This window comes from Cellulosilyticum ruminicola JCM 14822 (assembly GCF_001311925.1).
Classification (GTDB): Bacteria; Bacillota; Clostridia; order Lachnospirales; family Cellulosilyticaceae; genus Cellulosilyticum; species Cellulosilyticum ruminicola.
Genome location: NZ_BBCG01000060.1, coordinates 1 through 20,050, shown reverse-complemented (window position 1 = coordinate 20,050; position 20,050 = coordinate 1). Strand labels below are relative to the sequence as shown.

The 20,050-nt window shown below is 36.4% G+C and carries 11 protein-coding genes, 1 pseudogene and 1 other annotated feature; all 12 genes and pseudogenes read left to right on the top strand.

Going from position 1 to position 20,050, the window contains the following annotated elements:
- Window positions 1–339: 339 nt before the first annotated feature.
- Window positions 340–484 (top strand) — a sequence feature (ribosomal protein L10 leader region).
- Between the two features lie 17 nt (window positions 485–501).
- The 12 genes and pseudogenes from rplJ (at window position 502) to tuf (ending at window position 20,005) form a co-directional block, all read left to right on the top strand.
- Window positions 502–987: a 50S ribosomal protein L10 gene (gene rplJ, locus JCM14822_RS15170; RefSeq protein WP_054743187.1), complete on the top strand. Its 486-nt coding sequence runs from the start codon at window positions 502–504 to the stop codon at window positions 985–987.
- Between the two features lie 84 nt (window positions 988–1,071).
- Complete coding sequence (gene rplL / locus JCM14822_RS15165) at window positions 1,072–1,443, top strand: 50S ribosomal protein L7/L12 (RefSeq protein WP_054739591.1); 372 nt, start codon at window positions 1,072–1,074, stop codon at window positions 1,441–1,443.
- 462 nt (window positions 1,444–1,905) lie between these two features.
- Window positions 1,906–5,757 (top strand): DNA-directed RNA polymerase subunit beta, encoded by a 3,852-nt coding sequence (gene rpoB / locus JCM14822_RS15160; protein ID WP_054743186.1) that lies wholly within the window; start codon window positions 1,906–1,908, stop codon window positions 5,755–5,757.
- A gap of 21 nt (window positions 5,758–5,778) precedes the next feature.
- A complete protein-coding gene (rpoC, locus tag JCM14822_RS15155) occupies window positions 5,779–9,408 on the top strand; it encodes a DNA-directed RNA polymerase subunit beta' (RefSeq protein WP_054743185.1) in 3,630 nt (1,209 codons plus the stop codon).
- Window positions 9,409–9,573: 165 nt separating this feature from the next.
- Window positions 9,574–9,942: a hypothetical protein gene (locus JCM14822_RS15150; protein ID WP_054743184.1), complete on the top strand. Its 369-nt coding sequence runs from the start codon at window positions 9,574–9,576 to the stop codon at window positions 9,940–9,942.
- Window positions 9,924–10,418 (top strand): hypothetical protein, encoded by a 495-nt coding sequence (locus JCM14822_RS15145; RefSeq protein WP_054743183.1) that lies wholly within the window; start codon window positions 9,924–9,926, stop codon window positions 10,416–10,418. The genes JCM14822_RS15150 and JCM14822_RS15145 overlap by 19 nt, the downstream gene beginning before the upstream one ends.
- Before the next feature lie 192 nt (window positions 10,419–10,610).
- Window positions 10,611–14,995 (top strand): annotated as a pseudogene (locus JCM14822_RS15140) (PolC-type DNA polymerase III).
- A gap of 231 nt (window positions 14,996–15,226) precedes the next feature.
- Window positions 15,227–15,469 carry a ribosomal L7Ae/L30e/S12e/Gadd45 family protein gene (locus JCM14822_RS15135; RefSeq protein ID WP_054743182.1) on the top strand — a complete coding sequence of 81 codons (243 nt, stop codon included), beginning with the start codon at window positions 15,227–15,229 and terminating at the stop codon, window positions 15,467–15,469.
- A 16-nt stretch (window positions 15,470–15,485) separates the two neighbouring features.
- Window positions 15,486–15,905, top strand: a complete 420-nt coding sequence (gene rpsL, locus JCM14822_RS15130; protein WP_054743181.1) for a 30S ribosomal protein S12 — start codon at window positions 15,486–15,488, stop codon at window positions 15,903–15,905.
- 187 nt (window positions 15,906–16,092) lie between these two features.
- Window positions 16,093–16,563, top strand: coding sequence for a 30S ribosomal protein S7 (gene rpsG / locus JCM14822_RS15125; protein ID WP_054743180.1), 471 nt, complete (start codon window positions 16,093–16,095; stop codon window positions 16,561–16,563).
- A 27-nt stretch (window positions 16,564–16,590) separates the two neighbouring features.
- Window positions 16,591–18,684 carry an elongation factor G gene (gene fusA / locus JCM14822_RS15120; protein ID WP_054743179.1) on the top strand — a complete coding sequence of 698 codons (2,094 nt, stop codon included), beginning with the start codon at window positions 16,591–16,593 and terminating at the stop codon, window positions 18,682–18,684.
- Window positions 18,685–18,811: 127 nt separating this feature from the next.
- Complete coding sequence (gene tuf / locus JCM14822_RS15115; RefSeq protein ID WP_054743178.1) at window positions 18,812–20,005, top strand: elongation factor Tu; 1,194 nt, start codon at window positions 18,812–18,814, stop codon at window positions 20,003–20,005.
- Window positions 20,006–20,050 lie beyond the last annotated feature (45 nt).

Below are 20,050 nucleotides of genomic sequence, written 5' to 3'. Positions count from 1 at the left end.
GTTAACGCTTATGTAAATACATTATTAAAAGGATATAAAGAAATAGGCTTAAAAAAGTAGAGGAAAAGTCAGCAGTTTGAGTGCGGCATAGGAGAATTTTAAAATTAATGTATAGTAAGTTTATATATGGAAATAATTTATACATGTAATTAGTTTAGAAGTGCGCACGTTATGAAGTTGCAGACATATAAATAAAAGTGCTGAATCTGGATAAACAGGAGAAGTTGTGGAAAACTACTATATAATTTTAGGTGACCTGTAGATAAATTATAGATTCCATAAAAAACCTATGGGAAAAAGGTTGCTAAATATGTCATCTAATGGTATACTAATGCATGTTGATAAAAAAATACTGTGCCGCAGACAGTAGGTGCTCTTTTGAGCATAACGTATACAACCTACCGAGGTCTCTAATATATGGACGGACGTATGATGTCACTTTGCCTGCGGATTTATGAAAGCAAAGTGCTTTTTTATTACAAAAAATAAGGAGGTGTAACAATGGCAAAAGTTGAACTTAAACAAGTTGTTGTTAATGAAATTAAAGAAAAACTTAATGGTGCTTCTTCAGTTTTATTAGTTGACTACCGTGGTCTTACAGTAGACCAAGATACGGAGCTTCGTAAAGAACTTCGTGAAGCAGGTGTTGAGTACAAAGTATACAAAAACACTATGGTAAACTTTGCTATTGAAGGTACAGAATTCGCTGAGATTTCTAAAGATCTTGAAGGACCAACAGCTATCGCTATTTCTTATGCAGATGCAACAGCTGGTCCAAGAATTCTTGCTAAAGTAGCTAAAGCTAACGAAAAATTAGAATTCAAATCAGGTGTAGTAGAAGGAACTTACTACGATGCTAAAGGTATGATGGCTATCGGTAATATCGCTCCTAGAGAAGAATTACTTGGTCGTTTACTTGGAAGCTTCAAATCACCTATCGCAAGCTTTGCACGTGTTATCAAACAAGTTGCAGAAAAAGAAGCTTAAGATAGGCAGCATTTTATAAGTGACAACATTTATAAACTAAACAAATTACAAGTTAATATTTAAAAAAATACGGAGGTGCTTACAATGGCAAAATTATCAATCCAAGAAATTATCGATGCAGTTAAAGAATTAACTATCTTAGAATTAAACGAATTAGTAACAGCTTGTGAAGAAGAATTCGGTGTATCAGCAGCAGCAGGTGTTATGGTTGCAGCAGCAGGTGCAGGTGCAGCAGCTGAAGAAAAAACAGAATTCGACGTTGAATTAACAGACGCTGGTTCAGAAAAAATCAAAGTAATCAAAGTTGTTCGTGAAATCACAGGGCTTGGATTAAAAGAAGCTAAAGAAGCTGTAGATGGATGTCCAAAAGTTCTTAAAGAAGGTGCTTCTAAAGAAGACGCTGAAGCAATCAAAGCTAAACTTGAAGAAGTTGGCGCTAAAGTAACATTAAAATAATTCACGTTATCAGTGTTACTCTAAATAAGAAAAGGTAGCTCTAGTAGCTACCTTTTTTATTCCTATATAAATATAAAGATGTTTAAAATAATATTTTTAAATAAGTATAGGGGGAGTCGCCTTGAAATGTAAAAAAGGCAATGATATGATGAAAACGCATAACATTGCCCACTAAAGATATTTATAGTAGAAAATTGTTTTTTTGAAAATATGTACGTAAAATAAGAAAAAAGGTTGACTAAACCTTTTTTTGTGATAGCATTATAAAATGCGTTAATATGCTATCATGCAACGCATTTTTTTCTTTAGTATAGCATATTGACTAACTATTTACAATACATATTCTTATTTTAAGTGGTTTTAGACAAACATTTTAAACCAGAATATGTCACATTTTAAACCTATTTTGAAACAATGCATTAATATGCATTATTTATAAATTTTGCAAGGGGTGAGGAACACATGCAAAAATCTAAAATGCGCCCAGTAAATATGGGTAAACAAATTCGCATGAGCTACGCTAGAACACAAGATGATGTTGTAGAAATACCTAATCTTATTGAACTTCAAAGATCTTCTTATGAATGGTTTTTAAAAGATGGTCTTAAAGAAGTATTCCAAGATATTTCTCCAATCACAGACTTTAATGGGAATCTCATTTTAGAATTTGTGGATTTTTATTTAGACAGCAAACCAAAATATACAATTGAAGAATGTAAAGAAAGAGATGCTACTTACTGTGCACCTCTTAAAGTAAAAGCACGTCTTCATAACAAAGAAACAGGAACAAGCGTTGATAGTGAAGTATTCATGGGTGATTTCCCACTTATGACAGAAAATGCTACATTCGTTATCAATGGAGCAGAACGTGTTATCGTTAGCCAATTAGTACGTTCTCCTGGTATTTACTATGATATCGCATTCGATAAAACAGGTAAAAAATTATTCTCAGCATCTGTAATTCCTAACCGTGGTGCATGGTTAGAATACGAAACAGATTCAAATGATATTTTCTACGTACGTGTAGACCGTACTCGTAAAGTACCTATTACAGTATTATTACGTTCATTAGGTCTTGGTACTGACGCAGAAATCATTGAGAAATTTGGTGAAGAACCAAAAATCCTCGAAGCTATTCAAAAGGATACAAGTAAGACTTATGAAGAAGGCCTTTTAGAAATGTACAAACGTATTCGTCCAGGTGAACCACCAACTGTTGACAGTGCGCAAACACTTCTTAATAATATGTTCTTCGATCCAAAACGTTACGACCTTGCAAAAGTTGGGCGTTACAAATTCAATAAAAAATTAGCACTTCGTAACCGTGTAACAGGCCTTACACTTGCAGACAATGTTATTGATCCATTCACAGGAGAAATCGTTGCTAGCGAAGGTGAAAAAATTACAGTTAAACTTGCTAATGAAATCCAAAATACTGGTATTGAAGCAATCTATGTAACAGTATTAGGTCAAGAAAAACCTGTTAAAATCCTTTCAAATAGAAGCGTAGATTTAACACACTTCGTAGATGTGGATCCAGCAGAACTTGATATTAAAGATACAGTTTACTATCCAGTACTTGAAGAAATCTTAGAAGAATATCAAGATATTGAAGAAATCAAAGAAGCCATCAAAGCTAGAAAAAATGATCTTGTACCAAAATCAATTACATTAGACGACATCTTTGCATCTATTAACTATAACATGCACTTAGAATACGAAATCGGCTTAACAGACGATATTGACCACTTAGGAAACAGACGTATTCGTGGTGTAGGTGAATTATTCCAAAACCAATTCCGTATCGGTCTTTCTCGTATGGAAAGAGTTGTACGTGAAAGAATGACTATCCAAGATCAAGAAGCAGTAAGCCCACAAGCGTTTATTAATATTCGTCCTGTATCTTCTGCTATCAAAGAATTCTTCGGTAGTTCACAATTATCTCAGTTCATGGATCAAAACAACCCACTTGCTGAGTTAACACACAAACGTAGATTATCAGCTCTTGGACCAGGTGGTCTTTCAAGAGAACGTGCAGGGTTCGAAGTTCGTGACGTTCACTACTCACACTACGGCCGTATGTGTCCTATTGAAACACCAGAGGGACCAAACATCGGTCTTATCAACTCACTTGCTACATTTGCTCGTATTAACGAATATGGTTTCATTGAAGCACCATACCGTGTAATCGACAAATCAGGTGATGAACCAAGACTTACAGATGAAGTTATTTACATCACAGCTGATGAAGAAGAAAAATATACAGTATGTCAAGCAACAGAAGAGTTTGATGAAAACGGTCACTTCATTAATAAGAGAGTAACAGCTCGTCATGGTGACGATATCCTTGAATACGATTACAAAAAAATCGATTTAATGGACGTTTCAACAAAACAAATCGTATCAGTTGCGACAGCACTTATTCCTTTCCTTGAAAACGATGATGCTAACCGTGCCCTCATGGGTGCCAACATGCAACGTCAAGCTGTACCACTTGTTCGTACAAACAGCCCAATCGTAGCTACAGGTATGGAGTACAAAATCGGTATGGATTCAGGTGCTCTTGCTATCGCTAAACAAGATGGTGTTGTAGAAAAATCAACAGCTAAAGAAATCGTTATTAGAGATAATGAAGGTAAAAAGCATTCTTATAAATTAGAGAAATTTGAACGTAGTAATGCTGGTACATGTATTAATCAAAGACCAATCGTAGATAAAGGTGAAATCGTTAAAAAAGGTGATGTTTTAGCTGATGGACCATCTACACAAAATGGTGAACTTGCTCTTGGTCAAAATCCTCTTATCGGATTCATGACATGGGAAGGTTACAACTACGAAGATGCTGTTCTTCTTAGTGAAAGATTAGTACAAGAAGATATCTATACTTCAATCCATATCGAAGAATATGAAGTTGAAGCACGTGATACTAAAGTTGGACCAGAAGAAATTACAAGAGATATTCCAAACGTAGGTGAAGATGCGCTTAAAGATCTTGATGAAAGAGGTATTATCCGTGTTGGTGCGGAAGTTCGTTCAGGAGATATTTTAGTGGGTCGTGTTACACCAAAAGGTGAAACAGAACTTACAGCAGAAGAAAGACTTCTTCGTGCAATCTTCGGAGAAAAAGTAAGAGAAGTTAGAGATACTTCACTTAGAGTACCTCATGGTGAAGCTGGTATTATCGTAGACGTTAAGATCTTCACACGTGAAAATGGTGATGAACTTGACCCAGGTGTTAACAGAATGGTTCGTTGTTATATCGCTCAAAAGAGAAAAATTTCTGTAGGGGATAAAATGGCGGGTCGTCACGGTAACAAAGGGGTTATCTCAAGAGTACTTCCAGTAGAAGATATGCCATTCCTTCCAAACGGTCGTCCTCTTGATATCGTTCTTAACCCATTAGGGGTACCATCACGTATGAACATTGGTCAGGTACTTGAAATCCACTTAAGTCTTGCTGCTAAAGCACTTGGTTTCAAAGTTGAAACACCAGTATTTAACGGTGCAACAGAAAAAGATATCATGGATACACTTGAAATGGCTAATGACTATGTTAACTGGACATGGGAAGAATTCGAAGCGAAATGGTCTTCAAAAGTTAAACAAGAAGTAATTGATTACCTCTATGAAAATAGAGACCACCGTGACGAATGGAGAGGTGTTCCTCTTGATAGAACTGGTAAAGTTCGTTTAAGAGATGGTAGAACAGGTGAAGAATTTGATAACCCTGTAACTATCGGATTCATGCACTACCTTAAACTTCACCACTTAGTTGATGATAAAATGCATGCTCGTTCAACAGGTCCATACGCAACAATTACACAACAACCACTTGGTGGTAAAGCACAATTTGGTGGACAACGTTTCGGAGAGATGGAGGTTTGGGCACTCGAAGCATATGGTGCTGCATACACACTTCAAGAAATTTTAACAATTAAATCCGATGACGTTGTAGGTCGTGTTAAAACTTACGAATCAATCGTTAAAGGTGAAAATATTCCTGAACCAGGTATTCCAGAATCATTCAAAGTATTACTTAAAGAACTTCAATCACTTGGTCTTGATATCAGAGTGTTAACAAGTAACATGACAGAAGTTGATATTAAAGAAACAACTGATGAAGGTGAAGGTATCGCACCAAATATTGAAGTACTTGAAGAAGGTTCTTTAGATGATGGATATATGGAAGAAAACATTGATGACGCTGACGTGGACGCAGAACCAGATTTATACGATGACAACATTGAATTAGATTTCGAACCAGAAGATGATATGATCTTTGAAGATGATTCATTAGGTGATTTAGATTTATAAAAGTAGAAGGGAGTGCATAGCATGTCAAACATGGATCAAGCTATCTTCTTTGAAAAAATTAAGATAGGTCTTGCTTCCCCTGAAAAAATCCGCGAGTGGTCACGAGGAGAAGTAAAAAAACCAGAAACAATTAACTACCGTACACAAAGACCAGAAAGAGATGGTCTCTTCTGTGAAAGAATTTTCGGGCCTAGCAAGGACTGGGAATGTCACTGTGGAAAGTATAAGAGAATTAGATATAAAGGCGTAGTTTGTGATCGCTGTGGAGTAGAGGTTACAAAAGCTAAAGTACGTCGTGAGAGAATGGGGCACATTGAGCTTGCTGCCCCTGTGTCTCACATTTGGTACTTCAAAGGTATTCCAAGTAGAATGGGTCTTATCTTAGATATTACTCCAGGTAAACTTGAGAAAATCTTATACTTTGCTTCTTACATTGTGTTAGACCCAAAAGATACAGGGCTTGCATACAAAGAAATCTTAGGTGAAAAAGAATTCAGAGAAGCTGAAGAAAAATACGGTCCAGGCTCATTCGTTGCTGAAATGGGTGCTGAAGCTATCAAAAAACTTCTTCAAGATATTGATCTTGAAAAAGAAAGTGTTGAACTTAAAGAACAACTCAAAACTACAACAGGTCAAAAGAGAGTTCGTGTAATTAAACGTCTTGAAGTAATTGAAGCTTTCCGTTTATCAGAAAATAAACCAGAATGGATGATTATGGATGTAGTACCAGTACTTCCTCCAGATCTTAGACCAATGATTCAACTTGATGGTGGTCGTTTCGCAACATCTGACCTTAATGACCTTTACAGAAGAGTTATTAATCGTAACAACCGTCTTAAAAGATTACTTGATTTAGGAGCTCCTAACATCATCGTAAGAAATGAAAAACGTATGTTACAAGAAGCTGTTGACGCACTTATCGATAATGGTCGTCGTGGTAAACCTGTAGTAGGTCCTGGAAACAGACCACTTAAATCATTATCAGATATGCTTAAAGGTAAATCAGGACGTTTCCGTCAAAACTTACTTGGTAAACGTGTTGACTACTCTGGACGTTCAGTTATCGTAGTAGGACCAAGCCTTAAAATTTACCAATGTGGTTTACCAAAAGAAATGGCTATCGAGTTATTCAAACCTTTCGTTATGAAAAAATTAGTATCTGATGGTATTGCACACAATATCAAAAATGCTAAACACATGATTGAAAGATTACAACCACAAATTTGGGACGTTCTTGAAGAAATTATCAAGGAACACCCAGTAATGCTTAACCGTGCCCCTACACTTCACCGTTTAGGTATCCAAGCGTTCGAACCAATCCTTGTAGAAGGACGTGCTATTAAACTTCACCCACTTGTATGTACAGCTTATAACGCTGACTTTGATGGTGACCAAATGGCGGTTCACGTACCATTATCAGTAGAAGCACAAGCAGAATGTAGATTCCTTCTTTTAGCACCAAACAACCTTCTTAAACCTTCTGATGGAGCACCAGTTGCGGTACCATCACAAGATATGGTTCTTGGTATCTACTATCTCACACTCAAAAAAGAAGATGAGGAGTATGCTACTCGTGAAGCAATCGGTGAACTTACAGATAAAGATGAAGTAGAAGAAGTGACAAAAGAAGACGGAACAGTTGTATATGTTAAACGTCAAATCGGTTCAGGAAAATACTTCCACGATGAAAAAGAAGCACTTCTCGCTTATGATAATAAAGTTGTAACTCTTCATGCACCAATTCATGTACGTCATACATTAATGGTTGATGGAGAAATGCAAACAGGTCTTACAGAAACTACAGTTGGTCGTATTATCTTAAATGAAATCATGCCACAAGATTTAGGTTTCGTAGACAGAACAAAAGAAGAAAACAAATTCAAATATGAAGTTGATTTCTTAGCTGGTAAAAAAGAACTTGGTAAAATTATTAAAAAATGTATTAACAAACACGGTGCTACACAAACAGCTATCCTCTTAGATAACATCAAAGACTTAGGTTATAAGTTCTCTACAAGAGGGGCACTTACAGTATCTGTATCAGATATGACAGTACCACCAGAAAAACCAATGTTCCTTGAAGAAGCACAAAAAGCAGTAGATCATGTAACAAAATTATTCAGACGTGGTCTTATGACAGATGAAGAACGTTATAACAAAGTTATCCAAGCATGGAACATTGCCAATGATAAGATTACAAAAGCCTTACTTGACAACCTTGGACGTTATAACAACATCTACATGATGGCTCATTCTGGTGCCCGTGGTTCTACTAACCAGATTAAACAGTTAGCTGGTATGCGTGGTCTGATGGCTTCTACATCAGGTCGTACAATCGAGCTTCCTATCAAAGCTAACTTCCGTGAAGGGCTTACTGTACTTGAATACTTCATTTCAGCTCACGGTGCTCGTAAAGGTCTTGCCGATACAGCTCTTCGTACAGCCGATTCAGGTTACCTTACACGTCGTCTTGTTGACGTTTCTCAAGACGTTATCATTCGTGAACAAGATTGTCACGAACATCACCAAGACGAGCCTATCCCAGGTATGTGGGTAGAAGCTTACAAAGATGGCTCAGAAGTTATCGAACCACTTAGCGAACGTTTAAGCGGTCGTTTCACAGCTGATCCAATTGTTCACCCAGAAACAGGTGAAGTTATTGTTGAAGCTAACAAAATGATTACACCTAACCAAGCTGAATACATCGAATCAATCGGTGTTAAAGGAGCACGTATCCGTAACGTACTTAGATGTAAATCTAAGATGGGTGTATGTGCTAGATGTTATGGTGCAAACATGTCATCTGGTAACGAAGTAAGAATTGGTGAATCAGTAGGTATCATTGCTGCTCAATCAATCGGTGAGCCAGGTACACAGCTTACAATGCGTACTTTCCATACAGGGGGTATCGCCGGAGACGATATCACTCAAGGTCTTCCTCGTGTCGAGGAGTTATTCGAGGCACGTAAACCAAAAGGTCTTGCGATTATCTCAGAAATCGATGGTATCGTATCAATCACAGATAACAAGAAAAAACGTGAAGTTACAATCACAGATAATGAAACAGGTAATGTAAAATCTTATGTTATTCCTTATGGTTCAAGAATCAAAGTTACAGATGGTATGTCTGTGGAAGCTGGTGATGAACTTACAGAAGGTAGTGTTAACCCACATGATATCCTTAAGATCAAAGGTGTTCTTGGGGTACAACATTACATGATTCAAGAAGTTCAACGTGTTTACCGTCTACAAGGGGTAGATATCAATGATAAACATATCGAAGTTATCGTTCGTCAAATGCTTAAGAAAGTTAAAATCGAAGAAAACGGAGATACAGAATTACTTCCAGGAAGTTCAGTTGATATCTTAGACTTTGAAGATGTAAACAAAGAAGCAATTGCTAAAGGATTACAACCTGCTGAAGGTAAAAACGTACTCCTTGGTATCACAAAAGCTTCTCTTGCTACAGAAAGCTTCTTATCTGCAGCTTCATTCCAAGAAACAACAAAAGTTCTTACAGAAGCAGCTATTAAAGGTAAAACAGACCCACTTATCGGTCTTAAAGAAAACGTTATTATCGGTAAACTTATCCCAGCTGGTACAGGTATGGATAGATACCGTAAATTAGATATTGAAATGGTAAATGAATAGAATATCATTCATATTAAACGTTATATATGGGAGCGTCACTTAGGTGACGCTCTTTTTATGCCTATTTGCAATAGGCTTTTTATATCTTGAGACAAGGTCTATGTTATAATAAAGGCAGAGATATTATTTTATACATGGGACAATTCAAATTATGAGGTGAGATTGATGGTAAAGATTAAGAAATTTGCACCAGTATTATTAGGTGTAATGTTGTTAACTGTAGGCTGTAGTAAGAATCCAAATAAAGTAATAGATACAGCTATAGCGAATTTGAGTGATATTCAAAACTATACGTTAGTAATGGATACTAAAATGGTAACAGATATAGAAGGACAAGAGGTAGTAATAGTTAATTCGGTGAATGAGACTAAAGGTACATTAAGACCAGAAACAATTATGAGTATTACTGATAAAACTGAATTACAATACGGTAAAAAGAAGGAAAATGATGAAACAGTAAGTTATATCGCTAAAGACGGAGAGGCTATTGCTTATTATGAGAAACAAGGGAATCAGTGTATAAGATTGTTGTAGAGGATATGGATTTATTAGGAGATATGCTTAAGAAGCCTAATAAAGTAGCTAAGACTTTTATAAATGCTGTAAGTGGCTTTAAAATGATTGGTGAAACAACTATATTAGATAAGATATGTTATAACATTGAGGGGAGTGTGGCGAAAGATAAGTTTTTAGACACACTTAAAATGCTAGAGGATATTCAAGATTTGGGGCTTGATGAAGATACTATGAAAGCTATAGAAGGACAAAGTACAGAGCCTCTTAAGATTCAATTTTTTGTAGATAAATCTACAGGTGAACTTATCATGCAGCAAGTTGATTTAGGCTCTATTATGAAGATTGGAATGCAAGAAATACTTGAATCTGAAGAAAGCGAAAGTACGGTTAACAGTGTAGAGTGTGAAATTAAAGTTACCTATAAAGATATAAATAGTACACAAGCACCTATAGTACCAGAAGAAGTATATGCTGCTGCACAAATACTTGAATAAAGTGTATGGAGAAGGAGTTGTTATATAAAATGACACTCCTTTTACTATATTAAGAGGTAAAAAACAGAGAGATGAAAAACAACTTAGGAAGAAATAGGAAGTTGTTTTTAGGGGGAGATGCTTGTTATAGTAGTATAATAAAACTAAAATAAAACAATATATTAAATATAGTTGTTTTGGACGGAGGCCATAATGCAAACAGAGACAAGGGCTTTCTTTGATGTTTTAACAGAACTTAAAGTAGACGAGAGGCTTTATAATACATTTAAAAATGTGCAAGTTGGTAGAGTTATACTAGATCAAAGTACTAACAACTTGACTTTTTATATACAAAAAGATGAAATTATTCAGCGTGCAGATATTATTAAAATGATGCACAATATCAAATCTAAGATGTTTAATAATACACCTCTGGGTATTCATTTTAAAGAATCTTATGATTTACCAGAAGCATATACATTAGATAAACTTATAGTAGACTATAAAGGAAGTTTATTAAGTGAAATAGAAGAAAAAAGTCATATGCTTTTTGCACTTATTAAAAATTCTGATTGGCAAGTACACAATAACTGTATTACCTTAAATATGGATAATAGTTTGCTTGCAAAACGTAAATCTGATGAAGTACGTTTATATTTCGAAGAGGTTTTTAAAGAACGTTTTAATATGGAAGTACGTTTTTTATTTAAATTTGTGGATAGCGAAAATCCTCAAGCTTATGTTGTGGAAAATGAAACTAAGCTTAAAGGCGAGGTTGTTCATGTTATGGAAAATATTAAAGATGAAGAAAAACCACAACAAAGTTCAGAAGATAAGCCAGCTGAAGAGAAAGAGGCATTCGAGGCACCACCTAAGATGACACGTAAGAAAACAACTCTTGATCCAGATGTATTCTTCGGTCGTGAAGTAGAAGGTGAAATTGCAACGATTGAAATGATTGTAGATGAAATTGGTGAAGTTGTCATTCATGGTAAAATCATTAACATTGATACACGTGAAATTCGTATGGAAAAAACAATTATTATGTTTGACATTACAGATTTTACGGACACGATTACAGTTAAACTTTTCGTTAAAAATGAAGAATTAGGTGATGTACTGGCTAAACTTAAAAAAGGTAATTTCTATATTATAAAGGGAATGGCAGTTTTTGATAAGTTTGATAAAGAGATTGGAATTAGTTCTGTAAAAGGTATTAAGCCAACAAGTGATTTTACAGTAAAACGTATGGACGAAAGCAATGAAAAACGTGTCGAGTTACATCTTCATACTATGATGAGTGATATGGATAGTGTAGTAGATATTAAAAAAATGATTAATCGTGCCAAAGAATGGGGCATGCCGGCTATAGCCATTACAGACCATGGATGCTTACAAGCCTTCCCAATCGCGAATCACTGCGTTTCAAAAGATGAACCGTTTAAGATTATTTATGGTGTAGAAGCATATTTTGTAGATGATTTAAAGGAAACAGTTGTTAACTCTAAAAATCAGAGTTTGCAAGATACTTATGTTGTGTTTGACTTAGAGACTACAGGATTTAGTCCTAAATTTAATCGTATTATAGAAATTGGTGCCGTTAAAGTTAAAGACGGTCAGGTTATTGATAGCTTTAGTGAATTTGTAAATCCTGGTGTACCTATACCGTATGAGATTGAGCAGTTAACTGGTATTAATGACAGTATGGTAAGAGATGCTGAGAAAATAGATGCGCTTTTACCGAAGTTTTTAGAGTTTTGTGAGGGAGCAGTTATGGTAGCTCATAATGCAGAATTTGATATGAGTTTCATTAAAGCAAATGCAGATAGGTTAAATTTACCATGTGATTATACAATACTAGATACTGTAGCATTAGCACGTGTTTTAATGCCACAGTTAGGAAACTTTAAATTAAATAATATCTCTAAGCACTTAGGGATTAGTCTTGAAAATCATCACCGTGCCGTAGATGATGCCACAGCTACAGGAGAGATATTCATTAAATTCATTGAAATGCTTGCTGAAAAAGAAGTGTATCATTTAGATGAAATTGAAAAATTAATGGAAGTTTCAAGTGAGTATATTAAGAAACTGCCAACTTATCACGGAATTATTCTAATTAAAAATGAAACAGGGCGTATTAACTTAAACAAACTTGTTTCAGCGGCCCATTTAGACTATTTTAATCGTAGGCCACGTATGCCTAAGAGCTTAATTCAAAAGCATCGTGAAGGGCTTATTATTGGTTCAGCTTGTGAGGCAGGAGAAGTATTCCAAGCTATCATTAGAGAAAAAGATGAAGCTGAAATTGCAAGACTTGTTAATTTCTATGACTACTTAGAAATTCAACCTATAGGGAATAATGGTTTCATGCTTAAAAGTGATAAGTATGCAGCTAGCACAGAAGAAGACCTTAGAAACTACAATCGCAAAATTGTAGAGTTAGGTGAGGAATATAATAAGCCAGTTGTAGCAACTTGTGATGTCCACTTCTTAGATCCAGAAGATGAGATTTACAGACGTATCATTATGGCTGGTAAAGGATTTAAAGATGCTGATGATCAGCCGCCACTATTTTTACGTACTACAGAAGAAATGTTAGAGGAATTTAGCTATTTAGGTGAAGATAAGGCTAGAGAAGTTGTTATTACAAATACTAATTTAATCAATGATCAAATAGATAAAATCTCACCAGTACTTCCAGATAAATGTCCACCAGAAATTCCAGATTCAGATGAGACATTACGTAAAATTTGTTATGATAAGGCCCATGAGATTTATGGACCAGAGTTACATGAAGTTGTTAAAGAACGTCTCGAAAGGGAGCTTCACTCAATTATTAGTAATGGATTCGCCGTAATGTACATCATTGCACAAAAGTTAGTGTGGGATTCAAATGACCATGGTTACTTAGTAGGTTCCAGAGGTCAGTAGGATCATCTTTTGCTGCGACTATGTCAGGTATTACAGAGGTTAATCCACTGCCACCACATTACATTTGTCCAAACTGTTATTATACAGACTTTGATTCACCGGAAGTTAAAGCATATGCCGGAAGTTCAGGATGTGATATGCCAGATGCTACTTGTCCTAAATGTGGGCATGCACTTAATAAAGAAGGACATGATATTCCTTTCGAAACTTTCCTTGGATTCAAAGGGGATAAAGAACCCGATATCGACCTTAACTTCTCTGGGGACTATCAAGCCAAAGCACATAAATATGTAGAGGTTATCTTCGGAGAAGGTAAAGCGTTCCGTGCTGGAACTATTGGTACCATGGCGGAAAAAACAGCCCTTGCTTATGTTTATAAATACTTCCAAGAACGTGAAATTCACAAACGTTATGCAGAAATGAAACGTATTGCAGAAGGATGTACAGGAGTTAAAAGAACAACAGGACAACATCCTGGTGGTATTATCGTAGTACCATATGATCGAGAGATTTATGAATTTACAGCTATTCAGCATCCAGCTAATGATATGAATACACCAATTGTTACAACTCATTTTGAGTACCACTCAATTGACCACAACTTATTAAAACTCGATATTCTGGGCCATGATGATCCCACAATGATTCGTAGATTAGAGGATTTAACAGGCATAGATGCTAAAACTATTAAATTAGATGATAAAGATGTAATGTCATTATTCCATAATACTGATGCCTTAGGAATCAAACCTGAAGATATCGGTGGTATTAAATTAGGCTCATTAGGTATCCCAGAGTTTGGTACAGACTTCGTTATTCAGATGGTTCTAGATGCGAAGCCTAAGAGTTTCTCTGACCTTGTACGTATTTCTGGACTATCACATGGTACAGACGTATGGCTTGGTAATGCACAAACCCTTATTGAAGAGGGAAGAGGAACGATTTCGACTGTTATTTGTACCCGTGACGATATTATGACTTATTTAATTAATCAAGGTATGGACAAAGGGTTGTCCTTCACTATTATGGAAAGTGTACGTAAGGGGAAAGGGCTAAAAGAAGAATGGGAAGAAACCATGCTTGAGTATGGTGTACCAGATTGGTATATCTGGTCATGTAAGAAAATCAAGTATATGTTCCCTAAAGCCCATGCGGCTGCTTACGTTATGATGGCATGGCGTATTGCATGGTACAAGATTCATTATCCACTTGCTTACTATACAGCTTTCTTTAGTATTCGTGCATCAGCCTTTTCATATGAAATGATGTGCCTAGGAAAAGAAAGACTCGAATATCATATGAAAGAGTTAACAGGCAAAGGAAAAGAAAATCAAACAGCTAAAGAACAAGATACATTAAAAGATATGCGTATTGTATATGAAATGTATGCCCGTGGTTTTGAATTCTTACCAATTGATTTAAGCGTAGCAGATGATAAGAGGTTCCAAATCATAGATGGTAAAATCATGCCGTCACTTAGTTCGATTGATGGACTTGGTGAAAAAGCGGCTGAAGCAGTAGTTGCTGCTGTAAAAGATGGCCCATTCCTATCAAAAGAAGATTTCAGAAATCGTACAAAAGTAAGTAAGACTATAGTTGATAAAATGTCTGAGCTAGGTATTTTAGGCGATTTAACTGAATCAAATCAATTAGATTTGTTTTAAAAATAGGAGAATGGGGTAGACTAATCCTTAGAGAGAAAAAAGAATATTGATATGAGCTCTAAATAAATTAGCATAATTTACTTAGAGCAAAATCAATAGAAATGTCGTATAATCTTAAATGTGAACAGCAACAAAAAAATCCTCTAAAATAGTCTTGACAACTTAAACTAAGAGTGGTAGACTAGGTCAGTGTGTAATAGTATGCATAAAAATGAACCTAAAGGGGGATTTATGTTGTACCATTTAAGTGACACAATTCAAATTGTGGGAACAAAACAAACTTTAAAGCAGTTAGAAAATAACGGCGTAAAGGTTGTATTTGTTGCTAAAGATGCCGATGACAAAGTTACAGGTCAGGTGGTAGAGCTTGCAAAAGCGAAAAACGTTCAAGTCGAATTCATTGATACAATGGAGGAACTTGGCAAAAAATGTAACGTAGAAGTAAAAACTGCAGTCGCAGCAATTATAGCGTAAGAAGGAGGTAACCAGAATGCCAACATTTAACCAATTAGTTCGTAAAGGTAGAAAAGCAATTGAAAAGAAATCAACTGCTCCAGCGCTTCAAAAAGGGTTCAACTCTTTAAGAAAACGCCCAACAGATATTTCTGCACCACAAAAAAGAGGTGTATGTACAGCTGTTAAAACAGCTACACCTAAAAAACCTAACTCTGCTCTTCGTAAAATTGCCAGAGTACGTCTTACAAACGGGATTGAAGTTACAGCTTATATCCCAGGTGAAGGACACAATCTTCAAGAGCACAGCGTTGTACTAATCCGTGGTGGTAGAGTAAAAGACTTACCAGGTACACGTTACCACATCATCCGTGGTACACTTGATACAGCTGGTGTTGCAAACAGACAACAAGCTCGTTCTAAATATGGTGCTAAAAGACCAAAAGCTAAAAAATAATTTAGCTAAACTTTTAAAACTTAATATTTTTAATAAGATTAATTTTGAAAAGAAATTAATTGGTGCCCAACTTACGATATAAAGCTGAGAAGTTCAGATTTTAAATAGATGAGTGGGCGCGCACGATCCTCTTAGGAGGACGAGTACCGATGATATTTCAGGACACATTAGTTAAGGAGGGAAGACCGTGCCACGTAAAGGACATGTAGCAAAAAGAGATGTATTAGCTGATCCAATGTACAACAGCAAGTTAGTAACAAAGCTTATTAACAACATTATGCTTGACGGTAAAAGAGGAAAAGCTCAAAAAATAGTATATGGTGCATTCGACATCATTGCAGAAAAAACAGGTAGAGATGCTTTAGAAGTTTTCCAAGAAGCTTTAGAAAACATCATGCCAGTATTAGAGGTAAAAGCACGCCGTGTAGGTGGTGCAACATACCAAGTACCAATGGAAGTTCGTCCAGAGAGACGTCAAACATTAGGACTTCGTTGGTTAACAGTTAACACACGCAAACGCGGTGAAAAAACTACAACTGAAGCTCTTGCAGCTGAGTTATTAGATGCACTTAATAACACAGGTGGAGCTGTTAAGAAAAAAGAAGATACACACAAAATGGCAGAAGCAAACAAAGCGTTTGCTCACTACAGATGGTAGTCTGCTTAATATAAAGGAGGAAATACCTTGGCAGGAAGAGAATATCCACTTGAGCGTACCAGAAATATTGGTATCATGGCTCATATTGATGCAGGTAAAACAACTCTTACAGAACGTATCCTTTTCTATACAGGTAGAAATCACAAGATTGGGGAAACCCATGAAGGTGGAGCTACTATGGACTGGATGGAACAAGAGCAAGAACGTGGTATCACAATCACATCTGCTGCAACAACTTGTTTTTGGTTAAACAACCGTATCAACATCATTGATACTCCTGGACACGTTGACTTTACTGTAGAAGTTGAGCGTTCATTACGTGTACTTGATAGTGCTGTAGGCGTATTCTGTGCAAAAGGTGGGGTAGAACCACAATCTGAAACAGTATGGCGTCAAGCTGACAAATATCACGTACCACGTATGGCGTTTGTAAATAAAATGGACATCATGGGAGCTGACTTCTTAAGAGCAGTTAGCATGATGAGAGATCGTTTAGGAGCTAATGCTATTCCTATCGAATTACCAATCGGTGCGGAAGAAGATTTCGTAGGGATTGTAGACTTATTCAAAATGAAAGCCTTCATCTACAAAGATGACTTAGGTAAAGTAATTGAAGAACAAGAAATCCCAGCTGATATGGTAGAAATGGCAGAACAATACCATGCAGAAATGGTAGAAGCTATCTGCGAATCTGATGAAGAATTAATGATGCAATACTTAGAAGGTGAAGAAGTATCTGAAGAAGCTCTTCGTAAAGCTCTTCGTAATGCAGTTATTAACGTACAAATTATCCCAGTTCTTTGTGGTTCAGCTTACAAAAACAAAGGGGTACAAAAATTACTCGATGCTGTAGTAGAATTCATGCCAGCACCAACAGACATCCCAGCTATCAAAGGTACAAACCCTGAAACTGGCGAAGAAATGGAAAAACATGCTTCTGATGAAGAGCCATTCGCTGCTCTTGCATTCAAAATCATGACAGACCCATTCGTTGGTAAACTTGCATTCTTCCGTGTATATTCAGGTTCTATCGATGCTGGTTCTTATGTTCTTAACTCAACAAAGAACAAAAAAGAACGTTTCGGTCGTATCGTACAAATGCACGCCAATACACGTCAAGAAATTCAAACAGTATACTCAGGAGATATCGCTGCTGCAGTAGGTCTTAAAGGAACTACTACAGGGGATACACTTTGTGATGAAAATCACCCAGTAATCCTTGAGTCTATGGAATTCCCAGAACCAGTTATTCAAGTTGCTATTGAACCTAAAACTAAAGCTGGTCAAGAAAAAATGGGTCTTGCTCTTGCAAAACTTGCTGAAGAAGATCCAACATTCAAAACTTGGACAGATGAAGAAACAGGTCAAACAATCATCGCTGGTATGGGTGAGCTTCACCTTGAAATCATCGTTGACCGTTTAATGAGAGAATTCAAAGTAGAAGCTAACGTAGGTGCACCACAAGTTGCATACAAAGAAACAATCGCTAAAGATGTTGACATTGAATCTAAATATGTTAAACAATCTGGTGGTAGTGGTCAATACGGTCACTGTAAAGTTCGTTTCTCACAACTTGACCCTAACTCTGAACACACATATGAATTCGTAAGTTCAGTAGTAGGTGGATCTATTCCAAAAGAATACATTCCAGCTGTAGATAAAGGTATCCAAGATGCTATGGCAGCAGGTCCTCTTGCTGGATTCCAAGTACTTGGTGTTAAAGCAGACTGTTATGACGGTTCATACCACGATGTCGATTCATCAGAAATGGCATTCAAAATTGCTGGTTCTATGGCATTTAAAGATGCTATGAAAAAAGCAGGTGGTGTTCTTCTTGAACCTATCATGAAAGTTATCGTAACAGCTCCAGAAGAATACTTAGGAGATGTTATCGGAAGCCTTAACTCACGTCGTGGACGTATGGAAGGTATGACAGCTGTAGGTGGCGGACAAGAAGTAAGAGCATTCGTACCACTTGCAGAAATGTTCGGTTACACAACAGATCTTCGTTCTAGAACTCAAGGTCGTGGTAACTCATCAATGGAATTCGACCATTATGAACCATGTCCAAAAAATATTCAGGACAAAGTTGTTGCAGAACGTCGCGGAAGTGCAAACTAATTTGAACAAATTAGTTAAATTTATGTAAAAAAACTGTTTCCTACTACTTGAAAAGTAGTAGGAAATTGAATATAATCAAAATATCTGAGAAAAACTCAGCGTTTTAAATTAAAGGAGGAACAGACAAATGGCTAAAGCTAAATTTGAAAGAACTAAGCCACACGTTAACATTGGTACAATCGGCCACGTTGACCACGGTAAAACTACATTAACAGCAGCAATCACAAGAACTCTTCACGAAAGATATCAATTAGGTGAAGCAGTAGACTTCGAAAATATCGATAAAGCTCCAGAAGAAAGAGAACGTGGTATCACAATCTCTACAGCACACGTTGAATACGAAACACCAGCTCGTCACTATGCACACGTTGACTGCCCAGGACATGCTGACTACGTTAAAAACATGATCACAGGTGCTGCTCAAATGGACGGTACAATCTTAGTAGTAGCTGCTACAGATGGTCCAATGGCTCAAACTCGTGAACACATCTTATTATCTCGTCAAGTAGGTGTACCATACATCGTTGTATTCTTAAACAAATGTGATATGGTAGACGACGAAGAATTATTAGAATTAGTTGAAATGGAAATCAGAGATTTATTATCTTCTTACGATTTCCCTGGCGATGATACACCAATCATTCGTGGTTCAGCTCTTCAAGCTCTTAACGATCCAATGGGTCCATGGGGAGACAAAATCGTTGAATTATTCGAAGTAATCGACGAATATATCCCAACTCCAGAACGTGCAGTAGATAAAGACTTCTTAATGCCAGTAGAAGACGTATTCTCTATCACAGGTCGTGGTACAGTTGCTACAGGTAGAGTAGAATCAGGTGTACTTAAAGTTCAAGACGAAGTTGAATTAGTAGGTATTCACGAAGAAACTCGTAAAGTAGTTTGTACAGGTGTTGAAATGTTCCGTAAAATGTTAGATCAAGCTGAAGCTGGAGATAACATTGGTGCACTTCTTCGTGGTATCCAAAGAACAGAAATCGAAAGAGGTCAAGTTCTTTGTAAACCAGGTTCAATCACACCACACACAAAATTCACAGCTCAAGTTTATGTTCTTAAAAAAGAAGAAGGTGGACGTCATAAACCATTCTTCTCTCACTATAGACCACAATTCTACTTCCGTACAACTGACGTAACAGGTGTTATCGAGTTACCAGAAGGTGTAGAAATGTGTATGCCTGGGGATAACGTAGAAATGACTATTGAACTTATCCACCCAATCGCTATGGCTCAAGGTTTACGTTTTGCTATCCGTGAAGGTGGTAGAACAGTAGGTTCTGGTGCTGTTGCAACTATCATTGAATAATTATAATTTATTATAGTTATTACTTGATAAAATAGTAAATGTATT

Bases quoted from the DNA above. Each gene is read 5' to 3' on its own strand.
- rplJ (WP_054743187.1), top strand. From the start codon at position 502: ATGGCAAAAGTTGAACTTAAACAAGTTGTTGTTAATGAAATTAAAGAA.
- rplL (WP_054739591.1), top strand. From the start codon at position 1,072: ATGGCAAAATTATCAATCCAAGAAATTATCGATGCAGTTAAAGAATTA.
- rpoB (WP_054743186.1), top strand. From the start codon at position 1,906: ATGCAAAAATCTAAAATGCGCCCAGTAAATATGGGTAAACAAATTCGC.
- rpoC (WP_054743185.1), top strand. From the start codon at position 5,779: ATGTCAAACATGGATCAAGCTATCTTCTTTGAAAAAATTAAGATAGGT.
- JCM14822_RS15150 (WP_054743184.1), top strand. From the start codon at position 9,574: ATGGTAAAGATTAAGAAATTTGCACCAGTATTATTAGGTGTAATGTTG.
- JCM14822_RS15135 (WP_054743182.1), top strand. From the start codon at position 15,227: ATGTTGTACCATTTAAGTGACACAATTCAAATTGTGGGAACAAAACAA.
- rpsL (WP_054743181.1), top strand. From the start codon at position 15,486: ATGCCAACATTTAACCAATTAGTTCGTAAAGGTAGAAAAGCAATTGAA.
- tuf (WP_054743178.1), top strand. From the start codon at position 18,812: ATGGCTAAAGCTAAATTTGAAAGAACTAAGCCACACGTTAACATTGGT.